Source organism: Mesorhizobium sp. M0018 (assembly GCF_040323955.1).
Lineage (GTDB): Bacteria > Pseudomonadota > Alphaproteobacteria > Rhizobiales > Rhizobiaceae > Mesorhizobium.
On sequence record NZ_JAMYVL010000052.1, the window covers coordinates 1 to 11,145 of the forward strand.

At 60.0% G+C, this 11,145-nt stretch carries 11 protein-coding genes and 2 pseudogenes; 8 read left to right on the top strand and 5 right to left on the bottom strand.

All coding sequences use genetic code 11. The features are described 5' to 3' along the window. From NKJ81_RS31765 to NKJ81_RS31785, 5 genes and pseudogenes are all read right to left on the bottom strand, one after another. The coding region (locus NKJ81_RS31765; protein WP_352542893.1) for a PIN domain-containing protein at positions 1 to 253 on the bottom strand (253 nt) is incomplete at its 3' end. Between the two features lie 493 nt (positions 254 to 746). Further along, a complete protein-coding gene (locus NKJ81_RS31770) occupies positions 747 to 1,142 on the bottom strand; it encodes a hypothetical protein (RefSeq protein ID WP_352542894.1) in 396 nt (131 codons plus the stop codon). Next, positions 1,135 to 1,386, bottom strand: a complete 252-nt coding sequence (locus tag NKJ81_RS31775; RefSeq protein WP_352542895.1) for a type II toxin-antitoxin system Phd/YefM family antitoxin — start codon at positions 1,384 to 1,386, stop codon at positions 1,135 to 1,137. The genes NKJ81_RS31770 and NKJ81_RS31775 overlap by 8 nt, the downstream gene beginning before the upstream one ends. A 245-nt stretch (positions 1,387 to 1,631) precedes the next feature. Further along, a pseudogene (locus NKJ81_RS31780) lies at positions 1,632 to 1,883 on the bottom strand (Tn3 family transposase); the annotation flags it as partial. A 1,291-nt stretch (positions 1,884 to 3,174) separates the two neighbouring features. Beyond that, entirely contained in the window at positions 3,175 to 3,456 is a 282-nt protein-coding gene (locus NKJ81_RS31785; RefSeq protein WP_352503771.1) for a VanZ family protein, read from the bottom strand. A 646-nt stretch (positions 3,457 to 4,102) separates the two neighbouring features. On the opposite strand from NKJ81_RS31785, the gene NKJ81_RS31790 reads away from it, so the two are divergent. The 8 genes and pseudogenes from NKJ81_RS31790 to NKJ81_RS31825 all read left to right on the top strand — a co-directional run. Further along, the gene (locus tag NKJ81_RS31790; RefSeq protein ID WP_352474565.1) at positions 4,103 to 5,305 is read left to right on the top strand and encodes an ABC transporter substrate-binding protein; all 1,203 of its coding nucleotides are present in this window, start codon (positions 4,103 to 4,105) and stop codon (positions 5,303 to 5,305) included. A 78-nt stretch (positions 5,306 to 5,383) separates the two neighbouring features. Further along, positions 5,384 to 6,250, top strand: coding sequence for a branched-chain amino acid ABC transporter permease (locus tag NKJ81_RS31795; protein ID WP_352452194.1), 867 nt, complete (start codon positions 5,384 to 5,386; stop codon positions 6,248 to 6,250). A 5-nt stretch (positions 6,251 to 6,255) separates the two neighbouring features. Next, entirely contained in the window at positions 6,256 to 7,230 is a 975-nt protein-coding gene (locus NKJ81_RS31800; RefSeq protein WP_352542896.1) for a branched-chain amino acid ABC transporter permease, read from the top strand. 4 nt (positions 7,231 to 7,234) lie between these two features. After that, on the top strand, positions 7,235 to 8,014 hold the full coding sequence (locus tag NKJ81_RS31805) for an ABC transporter ATP-binding protein (RefSeq protein WP_352474568.1): 780 nt from the start codon (positions 7,235 to 7,237) through the stop codon (positions 8,012 to 8,014). A gap of 2 nt (positions 8,015 to 8,016) precedes the next feature. Next, the gene (locus NKJ81_RS31810; protein WP_352503769.1) at positions 8,017 to 8,739 is read left to right on the top strand and encodes an ABC transporter ATP-binding protein; all 723 of its coding nucleotides are present in this window, start codon (positions 8,017 to 8,019) and stop codon (positions 8,737 to 8,739) included. 8 nt (positions 8,740 to 8,747) lie between these two features. Continuing rightward, complete coding sequence (locus tag NKJ81_RS31815; protein WP_352503768.1) at positions 8,748 to 9,488, top strand: aspartate/glutamate racemase family protein; 741 nt, start codon at positions 8,748 to 8,750, stop codon at positions 9,486 to 9,488. 102 nt (positions 9,489 to 9,590) lie between these two features. Beyond that, positions 9,591 to 10,295 carry a GntR family transcriptional regulator gene (locus tag NKJ81_RS31820; protein ID WP_352474573.1) on the top strand — a complete coding sequence of 235 codons (705 nt, stop codon included), beginning with the start codon at positions 9,591 to 9,593 and terminating at the stop codon, positions 10,293 to 10,295. Between the two features lie 636 nt (positions 10,296 to 10,931). Then, positions 10,932 to 11,145 (top strand): annotated as a pseudogene (locus NKJ81_RS31825) (aldo/keto reductase); the annotation flags it as partial.

Genomic DNA, 11,145 nt, shown 5'->3' on the forward strand with positions numbered 1-11,145 from the left:
AGAGGAAGAGAAGGCGAACCGGCTCGGCGACGGCCGCCATGGCATCTAGCAACGCGCTCACATCCTCAGCCGACAGGCCGGAAGCCTCAAGGTGCTCGGGCCTCGTCATGACCGCCTCGTACTCGATCATCAACGTCACCGAAGCGATGAGCGTCAGCCGGCGCTCCAAAGCCGCCACCAACAGTTGGCGCGAGGCACCAGCGTCACTTCGGATCGCCGCCACCATGGTCGCCGTATCGAGAAGCAGTCTCATGCAGGCATATTGGATATCGCGTGCGATATTGCAAGAGGACCGAGCTTTTGGTAATTTGGCCCGGCTTCGGGATCCCAAATCGCAGCGCGCAAGTATTTGCACGCCACACTACGGCCGCGCGGCAACTGAACTTGTCTTGCCGATCATCACGCCGCTCAATGCCCTCGATCTATACAGAAGAGCGGGCATGCCATGGTGGACGAGGCCAAACCTGGGAACGACAGCGCAAGTCACGATTACAGGGCTGACATGTCGGCACGAGATATGGTTGAACGAGCCGTCCTGTCGATCGCCCGTTTGTTGGGTCGACGGGCTGCTCGGGAGCATTTCGAGGAATTGCAGGCGGCCAACGATAACAAGCTTCAATCTCTTGAGAAAACACCGTCAGAAGGGGAGGGTGGGGCGCGAGGAGAGGGCGTAGGGCGCCCCGCGCTCCGGTGCTGGCCCGTTCGATGCGGGTAAGGACCGGAGGCCCGCCAAGAAATCAGTCCGGCTATTTGCGAACGATGCCGCGCAATCGACGCTGCGCCGCCGTCTCTTTGATCACGCCAGCAATTTTGCGGACAAATGCGGGGCTGAACGCGCCGATCGGCGTCGTCGTCACCAGATCATAGGCTTCATCGACCGGCACCCGGTTAAATTCGTCCAGGATCAGCCATGACGGATAGTCGAGGCCGCCGCGGCGGCATTCGATTTCGCTGATGGCGAGATGCGGGCGCGACCGGTGGGGTTTTTGCGAAGTCAGCGGAAAGAGAAACAAGGCTGCGGGCGTTGCTAGCGTCCGGACAACGATGCAAACCGGCCTCGCCTTGCGTCCGGATTCCTCGCCGGCGTCTGCTTCCCGCGCCCATAGGTAATAATATCGGAGCAGATCGCCAGCTTTAAGCATCGGGCGTGTCGCCGGAAATCATGGCATCCAGTCCTGTCATGAGTTCATTGTGGACTTCATCCGGTGCGTCCTCGATCGTATAGGCGACCGAATGCGGCTGGCCGACGAGCTGGTGGTACTGAGCAGCGGACAGGATGACGAGCTTTTCCTTGCCGCGCTTGGTCAGGGCCACCGGCTCGATCAATGCCGTTTCGAGGATTTCGCCTGACACACGATTCATGTCGGAGAATGTGAATTGCTTCATCGCCGTACTTCCTTTTAAAGTACCTACAATAGGTAATTCACGTAAGAAAAGCAAGAATGGTGGCGCCCACGCGCCACCTTTCCTATCAGCATCGACCCGCTCGAAAGAGCGGCATTGTCCGTTCATTGCTGAGTGCGGCGCGGTTGGTCTGGAACGTGTGGCCGTCCCAATCCTTCCATGCCTCCCAGCCTGGGGTCGGAGCAAGAACAGTTCCCAGCGACACGAGGTTGAACGGAGCATGAACGTCATGCGGCGTGGCGTAACCGAGCCGGAAGTCTGAGCGACCGGAAGCTTTCACGCATCTGATGTTCTGTATCCCAGGTATAGATGCCGGTCAGATTGATGTGTTCCCAGCTCAGCGGCGAGACGTGCTTGAGCGGATGATCCGGGATCTCGCGGTGCATTTTGCGCAAGTGGGTGACGGCCCGTTCGATATAGACCGTATTCCAATGCACGATCGCGCTAACGATGAGGTTGAGGCCGGAGGCGCGGAGCGCCGCCGTCGCCGCGCCGGTCGCGCCAGCCATCGATCGTATCGGAGCGGCTGACCGCCGTGACGTGCGCTGGAACGATGTAGATGAGCCTAAGGACCGATTAACCATAGACAGAACTTCTGCTATTGCCGAACAAGCGGATATTCCTCCGGAAGCTCATCATCCATGGCTAAGGCAGCCGGGGCTATAATACCTGCAGCGCATGGCCGAATCTGCTCGCGTTCGCACTATTTCACGGCTTTCACTTCCACGCGCCGGTTGAGAGCGCGCCCCGAATCCGTGGCATTGTCAGCGATCGGCTTCATTAGCCCGCGGCCGTCACCACTATAAACGAGGTTGACAAAACAGATGGCTACACCGGGCTCAACGAGGCTATGTTGGGTCCCGCGGGCATGGTGGCTGATCAGGTACGCCATAGCTGCGAGTAAATGCGGCACCGCGGGCTCGGCCCGACCGGTGCAGGCCGATATTCCCAAAAACCTGCGTATGAAGTTACTCGGTCTTTCCACTTCCGCGCTGCTAACCACGATGAATTCCGCGGCCGCCCTGTCGTACTGCGCGCCAGATGACGAACCTTGTCGGCAATCTACCGATTTTCCGATTCTTATTCTATTCGGAGTTCTGGTTGTGATGGCGATGGTCTCCAAAGTCATCACATATTTCCGGCAGAAACAGGGGCGAAAATAACGGAGTGGGCGGCTGCGCATAACGGGCGGCGCGCTATAAACTTGGAGTCAATGTTTAATCACTGGGCTGCCTATGCAGCGTTTGAGGGCAACTGTGAAGCGGCTTTTTATCGCGGTTCTGGTCGCATCTGTGGTTCTTAGTTCTCAGGCTAGGTCCGCAGTCGATCCAATGATCAAGGCCGAACAGAGCGCGCTAATCAGATGTAATTTGGGGTGGGCCGCAAAACTAGCGGTCCAGCCTGGCGCCCCGAGTACCTTAGCAAGAAAAGCGCAGCAATTGTGCGCGGGAGAAGACGCAACGTACGACCGCGTGGTGCGATTGTCCCTTCGTTACAAGGTGATCGCCGACAGATACATGCGCAAAATACATGCCTCTCAATTGAGGTCTAATGCAGCGATGATTGTTAAAGTCCGCGCTCTGATGAAAAAGAGAAGGCCATAACTCCTCTCGGCTGCTATGCGCAGATCGGCTTGCGGATGATAGTCTCAGTGATCGCTGCGGCCTTACTCAATGCTCTCTGAAGTCCTGCAGCGAAGCGTGACGTAGATCCTCTTCGCCGCGCATATGCTTCACGCGGCCGATTAGCCCCAGCTTGACGGGTCGTGACCTAGGAGAATCCGCTGACTAATTTCTTTGTCCAGCTTGCAATTGCGAGCCCGCAAGCGACGCCCACACAATCGGCAAACCAGTCGAACATATCCATGTCGCGGCCTATCATTTGCATGCCCTGGAGGATCTCGATCGCGGCGCCGGTAAGAGCAAGAAAAATGGTCAGTCTTGCCCTGTGCTCTGGCCAACCGAGACTGCCGATAGCCGTCAACACGACGAAAGCTGCGGCGTGATTGAGCTTGTCATCATGAGAGGTGAAGCCGAAGCCAAAATTCTGCAAAAGCCACTCCGGTGAGAGTGCGAGCACGAGGACACCGGCCAGTGTGACCAGAAAAGCAGTCCTTGCTGCGATGGGAAAAGATCTTGCACGCAAAAAAATGGGGTCACTCCTTTTCCGACGTTACAGGCCGGTACTTCGAACATAGCCGTCCGCACGTAGCGGCACATCGGAACAGAGTCCACTGCCGCGGGAGGGCTAGGCAAAAGCCATTAGCTGGCCTTCCGCGTTCAATGCGGCAGGATCAGGGCGGGCGCCAACTACCCGAGAGCTGAGCCGGTCTTGCTCCAGCATTTGCGCCGTCTGCACCATTTGCGAAGTTCGTCGCGGGAGCCCGAGAGCTGCTCTCGTTGGCGACCGGGTGGGCATCATCGGCGGAATGAACTCGGGACGGCCGGCGCCGGTACTACAATTTTACGCACCCAGTCAATACTAGGCACAAAGCTTATATTAGCCAGAGCGAACGGAGCGTGATTCTGGAAGGGCCGCGATGCTGCGGACCGCGTCCTTCATCTACGACCGCACAAGATTGTCAACAATCTGTAAAAGTTTTGTTGACAGATAATAGATTTGAGCCCTCACTCACAAAACTCCGCGTATCGGTCGAGTTCTGTCGCAACAATGCGCGGCCTCCAAAGGGGAAAGAACAATGATCAATAGACGTTCAATAATCACATTCGCCGCGCTCGGCACCGTCTCTGCGCTGGCAATCATGGCCGGCGGCACAATCACGGTGCACGCCGCCAACAAGGAACTCAAGATCGGCTTTGTCGGCGTGACGAGTGGCGCGGCCGCTGCGTGGGGCACATCCAACGTCCGCTCGATGCAGACGCGCGCCGCCTGGATCAACGAAACCGGCGGTGTGAAGATTGGTGACGAGACCTATGACATCAAAATCGTCACCTTCGACGATCAGAAGGACCCCAAGCGGGCGATCGCCGGCATGGAGAAGATGGCCCAGGAGGGCATCCACTATGTCGTCGGTCCGAATGTTGACGATGGCGCGGCGGCGGTGCGTCCCGTGGCAGAATCCAAGGGCATCATCTATTTTCCCTACGCATTCCCGAAGGAACTCTACACCCCACCGGCGTCCAACGCTGTGCTCGGCATGATCGCCAACTACCAGTCAGCTCCGGCGATCTACAAATATCTCATGGAAAACAGGGGCGTGAGAAAAGTTGCCTTTGTCGCCGCCAACGAATCCGATCCGCTGAGCCAGCGGGATGGCGGTGTTGCCGCGGCAAAGGCGCTCGGACTTGAGGTTGTGGCTGCCACGGACGTCTACCAAAACGATACCCGCGATTTCACACCGGTACTGACGCCGATCGTTCTGCAAAAACCGGACCTGCTGGTGCTTTCGGGTGTCGCGCCCGGCAATGCGCCGCTGCTGATCCGCGCCGCGCGCGAGCTCGGCTACGAAGGTCTGATCTCCACCGAAACGGCGCAGGATGCCAAGGTGCTGGAAGAGGGCGCGGGTGAGTTGGCCAACGGCTTCATCTCAGTCGGCGGCGCATCGACGCCCGAAATCGCGTCCGACATGATGAAGGAGTTCGTCGACCGCTATACGAAAATGTTCGGTGAATACAATGACGAATCCAACACCAAGGTCTACGCGCTCGAATACATCATCGAGACGCTGAAGGCGAACCCGGCCGCGATCGACAATGTCGAGGAGTTCAAGAAGACGATTGACACTTTCTCGGCGCCCAATCCCTATCTGAAGGGCGATGCCAAGCTGACCTATGTCGGAATGACGTCGTTTGGCCAGAAGCGCCAGCTTTCGGTCCCGATGGTGGTCACGGAATACCGCGACGGCAAGTTCGAGACGCTCTTCGTCGCTCAAGTCGATTGACGCAACTGCACTGAAGCGGATTGCCGCAGAGGCTCGTGCATTCGTCTTGAGCCTCTGAATGGCCGGGGAACCATCCTGATGGAACAAGTCATCGCCAACGGGCTCTATCTTGGCGCGCAATACGCCTTGATCGCGCTCGGTCTGACCCTGATCTTCGCGCTGATGAACGTGCTTAACTTTGCCCATGGGCAGATGTACGTTCTCGGCGGCTTCATCACCTACACCGTCTATGGCCAGCTCGGCATGCCTTTCGTCGTCGCGCTCGTTGCGTCCGGGATCACGCTGCTGGTTATTGGAGCGCTGGTCGAGAAATTCCTTTTCAGAACGGTGATCAAGCGAAGCGTGCGGGAGGAAAGTACGATGCTTCTCGCGGCGGCGGTCGCATTCTTCCTCGACGCCGTGATCCTCCTCCTGTTCGGTGAAAAGCAGCGCGGCGTGCCGAAGATCGTCAACGGCGTCTTCGTCTCCGACAGCCTCATAATGCCTTACGACCGGCTGCTGGTCGGCGCACTCGCCATACTGTTCATCGCCTCCTTCGTGCTTTTCATGCAGTACAGCAAACCGGGACGCGCCATGCGGGCGCTGGCGCAGGACCGGGTCGCGGCGCAGCTTATGGGCGTCGAGGTCGACCGCTATTCGATGATCGGCTTTGCGCTCGGCGCCATGCTTGCCGGCATAGTCGGCGGGCTGCTGGTCGCCATCACCGGCGTCAATTCGGGCATCGGCGGCCCGATCTCGATCAAGGCGTTCTTGATGGTGATGATCGGCGGGGCCGGCGTGGTCAGCGGAGCGATCGCCGGCGGCTTCATCCTCGGCATGATGGAATCGGTCGGCCTGACGGTGCTACGCCAATATGGCGACGTCACTTATCTCGTCATCTTCGCCGCGCTGATGGTGTTCCTGAGCATCCGCCCGAACGGGCTCATGGGCAAGCCGTGGGGGTGATCGACATGAAGCGTACACGCAACATCCTCGGCGTCGCTGTCTTCCTGCTGGTCGTACTCATCGGCGTGCCCTGGCTGATCGAGGCGACCGGTCGGCTCGACCTCTACTACACGCTGACTTCGGTCGCGCTGCTCAGCATCGCCAGCGCCGGGGTGTGGGTGACTTTCTACATCGGCCGCATCAATATCGGCCAGGGCGCCTTCGCGCTTATGGGCGGCTATGTTTCGGCCATCCTTGTCGTCCAGCATGGTGTGTCGTTCTGGCTGACACTGCCGCTGGCTGGGCTGTTCTGCGCCGCTGCAAGCGTGCTGATCGGGCTGCCCATCCTCAGGCTTCGCGGAGTCTATTTCGCCATGGTCACGCTGGTTTTGACCGAAGTGGCGCGGCTGCTCGCGCTGGCACTGCCGATCACCAACGGAGCCAAGGGCATGGTCAGCATTCCGCTCCCCGGCGGCATCTCGATCTTCGGGCTGAGCATCCTTCCGGATTTCGCGACGCTCGCCAATCCGCGTCCCGCCTTCTATCTCGTCTCGGTTGCGCTGATGGTGCTGTGCTTTGCCGGGCTTTACCGCCTTGTCCATTCGCGCATCGGCAAACTCTGCCAGTCGTTGCAGCAGAACGAGGAACTGGCCTCCTCGATCGGCGTCAACATCGCCTATTTGCGCGTCATCGCCTATGCCATCTCCTCATTCTTCGGCGGTCTCGGCGGTGCGATGTTCGTCGCCATCTCGCAATCGATCTATCCGTCGAGCTTCACCGTCACCGACTCGGTGAACTTCATGCTGAACTGCTTCCTCGGCGGGCTCGGCCACGTCTTCGGGCCGATGATCGGCACCTTCGTGCTCTATTTCGGCTGGGATTTCCTGTTCGAGACCGGCGAGTTCCAGTTGCTGATCTTCTCTTCGGTGCTGATCGCGCTGATGCTGTTCCTTCCCAACGGCCTGCTCAGCCTCAGGCTGTTCGGCAAGAAGCAGGGCTAGGACCATGACTGAGCTTCTCCAGATCAAGGCAGTGACCAAACGCTTCGGCGGGCTGGTCGCGGTCAACAATGTTTCCTTCGCGGTCCGCGAACGCGAGATCCTTTCCGTCATCGGCCCCAACGGCGCCGGCAAGTCGACGCTGTTCAAGCTGATTTCCTCTTTCCTCAATCCGACCTCGGGCGAAGTGCTGTTCCGGGGAGAGCGGATTTCAGGCCTGGCGCCGCATATCGTCGCCCGGAAGGGCGTGGTGCGCACGTTCCAGGAGACGACGATCTTCAAGGGCATGACGGTGCGCGACAATGTCATAATCGCGCATCACCTGCGTTCCAATGCCAGCCTTGCCGGCTTCTATCTCGGCACGAATACCGCACGGCGCGACGAGGATGAATTCGGCCGCTCGGCCGACGAGATCATCGACTTCCTGGGTCTCGGCGCGCAACGGCATGAGATCGCCAGCACGCTGCCGCACGGCCATCTGCGCGCGCTCGGGATTGCCATCGGGCTCGCCACGAACCCGACCGTGCTTCTGCTCGACGAGCCCTTCGCCGGCATGAACCATGACGAAACCGTGCGCGCGGTGGAGATGGTGCGCGGCGTGCGAAAGCGCGGCGTGACGGTCCTGCTGGTCGAGCACGATATGCCCGCCGTCATGAACATTTCCGACCGCATCGTCGTCCTGAACTTCGGTGTGAAAATCGCCGAGGGAACGCCGAAGGAAATCCAGGAGAACGAAAAGGTCATCGAGGCCTATCTCGGCGCCGAAGATGAGACGATCGGATTTTAGCCATGAGCGAACTGCTGAAAGTCTCGGACGTCGAACTCTACTACGACCATGTCTATGCACTGAAGGGTGTGTCGCTGAGCGTCAACGAGGGCGAGACGGTAGCGCTGATCGGCGCGAACGGCGCGGGCAAATCTTCGATCCTGCGCGCCATCACCGGCCTGAAGAAGGTCCGCAGCGGCGAGATTCATTTCCAGGGCCACCGCATCGACGGAACGCGCCCGGACGAGCTGGTCAGGATGGGCATCGCCATGGTACCTGAGGGTCGGCGCGTCTTTTCCTACATGACGGTGCGCGACAATCTGATGATGGGCGCCTTCACCCGAACCGACAAGGCCGAAATCGCAAGGACGCTGGACATGGTGCTCGGGCGCTTCCCGCGCCTGAAGGAACGCTATTCCCAGACGGCGGGTACGATGAGCGGCGGCGAACAGCAGATGCTGGTGATCGGGCGGGCGCTGATGGCCAAACCGAAGCTTCTGCTGCTCGATGAACCCTCGCTCGGCGTCGCGCCGAAGCTCGTTCAGGACATCGCCCGCTCGATCGTCGCGATCAACCGCGACGAAAAGGTCAGCGTTCTGCTGGTCGAGCAGAATTCGCGCATGGCGCTGCGCATCTCGCAGCGTGCCTACGCACTGACGACCGGAAAGATCGCGCTGGCCGGACATTCGGCTGAGCTGCTTGGCGACGACCGGGTCAAGAAACTCTATCTCGGCGGCGAAATATGAAAGCGCAAATGGACGTACTCGTCGTCAATCCCAACACCACCGCGTCCATGACCGAAAAGATCGGCGAGGCGGCGCGCCGCGCGGCTTCGGCCGGCACCAGGATCATCGCCGTCAATCCGAAGGACGGGCCGCCGAGCGTCGAAGGCTATTTCGACGAGGTCTTCGCCATCCCGGGAATGATCGGCGAGATCCAAAAACATCCGGCGGCGAGCGCCTGCGTCATCGCCTGCTTCGACGACACCGGCCTCGACGCAGTACGCTGCGTCGGCGAGATGCCGGTGGTCGGTATCGGCGAAGCGGCGTTTCACATGGCGAGCCTGATTGCCGGCAAGTTCAGCGTGGTGACGACGCTGTCGCGTTCGGTGCCGGCGATCGAGCACAATCTGGTACGCTACGGCCTCGCCAGCCGCTGCGCCAGGGTGCGGGCCAGCGACGTTCCCGTTCTGGAGCTCGAAGTGCCCGGCTCCAACGCCCGCCAACGAATTTCGGAGGAGATCGAGCGCGCCATCCGCGACGACCGGGCCGAAGCGATTGTGCTGGGATGCGCCGGCATGGCCGACCTCGCCGCCGCGCTCAGCCGCGAACATAGGCTTCCCGTGCTCGACGGCGTCGCCTGCGCAGTAAAACTCTGTGAGAGCCTCGTCGGCCTTGGCCTGTCGACCTCAAAGCGCGGCGGCTACCAGGTTCCACTCGAAAAATCCTTCGCCGGAATCTTTGCGTCCTTTTCGCCCTCCGGCCGTGTATCCTGATGCGTGCAAAATTGTTGACATTCCCACACAGGATGTTCGATGTCCGGCCGGAAACGCGGTGTTCGCGCCGCTAAGCGATCCGGCCGCCGGGACAATGAGACGATGGACCTGCTTGGGCCAAAGCCACGGGATGGCGACAAGCCGACGATGCGCTGGTTTCCGGTCTATGCCGGCCTGCGCGACGCCATCGTCAGCCACCGCCTCGCACCGGGCACAAAACTACCCGAGGACGAACTCGCCTCGATCTATTCGGTGAGCCGCGCGGTGATACGCGCGGCGCTGCAGGCGCTGTCGCATGACCGCTTGGCTCGGCTCGAGCCGAACCGCGGCGCGTTCGTCGCCCAGCCGACCAAGCAGGAAGCGCGCGAGGTGTTCGAAGCGCGGGCGCTGATCGAGCCCAAGGTCGCCGCGCTTGCCGCCGAAGTGGCAAAGCCGGCCGAGATCGCGCAACTGCGGCTTCATCTCGAAAAAGAGCACGAGGCCCTGCATGCCGGCCGCGACAGCGACGCCATCATGCTGTCGGCAAAATTCCATGTCGGCATCGCCCAAATCGCCGGCCATTCTATCCTGACCGGTTTCGTCAAAGACCTGCTGTCGCGGTCGTCGCTGATCATCGCGCTCTACTGGCGCCGCCGCGACACCACCTGCGAAAGCCACGCCCATCACGCCCTCGTCGATGCCATCGAAAAGCACGACGCACAAAACGCGTCCGACCTGATGCAAAGCCACCTCGTCGAACTTCTGTCGGGCCTTGATCTGTCGCTTGGCGAGAAGAAGCCCGAGAGCCTGTCGGACATCTTGCGCTGATCTGCGCTGTCAAACTCTTCGCCAAGCTTCGCATTGCACATGTCGTCGCGATGCTGGACGAATATCGGATCACCCGCAACCGACACCGGCCAACGAAGCTCGCGCGTAAGTGGCTCTCAAAGCTGGTAAAGCCGAAGTGCCATACTGGATCGCCCCCGATCGGGCGCTCACGGCGACGCCAGGATGCACGTCAACCCGCAATTCTGACCTGGCGCCTACCTCTGAAACGTCCCAATGCGACGTTTCTACTTGCCAGTAACGCGACGTTCGAACTTGGTTGCAACATGATCCCAGGTTGATTGGCGATCCTGCCCCCCGTCCACCCGGTTCCGAAACGGCACCATGCGCCATCTCGGGACGTTCGCCAATGCGGCGGGGAACTTCGCGATCCGACCCTTCTCGGACGTTCCCTGAATGCAAGATCACGGGCAGGTTCTGACCCTATTCCCGACCTTGACAGCCAAGTGCAATATGCGCCAGTTGCGTCTTCGGTCGTTGCAAGCCTTGACACGATATGGTTCAGCATTGTTGGGCGGCAGCCCGAGGATTCAAACCGATATTCGTCTCGCTGGAATGTCTAACGCGACTCCGTCATGATGTCCCAGCCCTGTCGAGCGACGCTGCCAAAGCCGTTAGCAAGGCATCAACTTCATTGACACCGCCGACGTCTACCACAACGGCAAGTCCGAGGAAGTCGTCGGTCGCGGCATCAAGGCGAGGCGCGATCATTGGGTCGTGACGACCAAATTCGTCAACTCGCATGACAAGGGGCCTAATCTCGGCGGCCATTCGCGCAAATGGGTGATCCAGACGGTCGAGAACAGCCTGCGGCGCCTGGGAACAGACTATA

What these genes read in the sequence shown, in the direction of transcription:
- NKJ81_RS31775 (WP_352542895.1), bottom strand. Translation starts at nt 1,386, where the DNA reads ATGAAGCAATTCACATTCTCCGACATGAATCGTGTGTCAGGCGAAATC.
- NKJ81_RS31805 (WP_352474568.1), top strand. Translation starts at nt 7,235, where the DNA reads ATGACTGAGCTTCTCCAGATCAAGGCAGTGACCAAACGCTTCGGCGGG.
- NKJ81_RS31800 (WP_352542896.1), top strand. Translation starts at nt 6,256, where the DNA reads ATGAAGCGTACACGCAACATCCTCGGCGTCGCTGTCTTCCTGCTGGTC.
- NKJ81_RS31815 (WP_352503768.1), top strand. Translation starts at nt 8,748, where the DNA reads ATGGACGTACTCGTCGTCAATCCCAACACCACCGCGTCCATGACCGAA.
- NKJ81_RS31770 (WP_352542894.1), bottom strand. Translation starts at nt 1,142, where the DNA reads ATGCTTAAAGCTGGCGATCTGCTCCGATATTATTACCTATGGGCGCGG.
- NKJ81_RS31795 (WP_352452194.1), top strand. Translation starts at nt 5,384, where the DNA reads ATGGAACAAGTCATCGCCAACGGGCTCTATCTTGGCGCGCAATACGCC.
- NKJ81_RS31820 (WP_352474573.1), top strand. Translation starts at nt 9,591, where the DNA reads ATGGACCTGCTTGGGCCAAAGCCACGGGATGGCGACAAGCCGACGATG.
- NKJ81_RS31810 (WP_352503769.1), top strand. Translation starts at nt 8,017, where the DNA reads ATGAGCGAACTGCTGAAAGTCTCGGACGTCGAACTCTACTACGACCAT.
- NKJ81_RS31790 (WP_352474565.1), top strand. Translation starts at nt 4,103, where the DNA reads ATGATCAATAGACGTTCAATAATCACATTCGCCGCGCTCGGCACCGTC.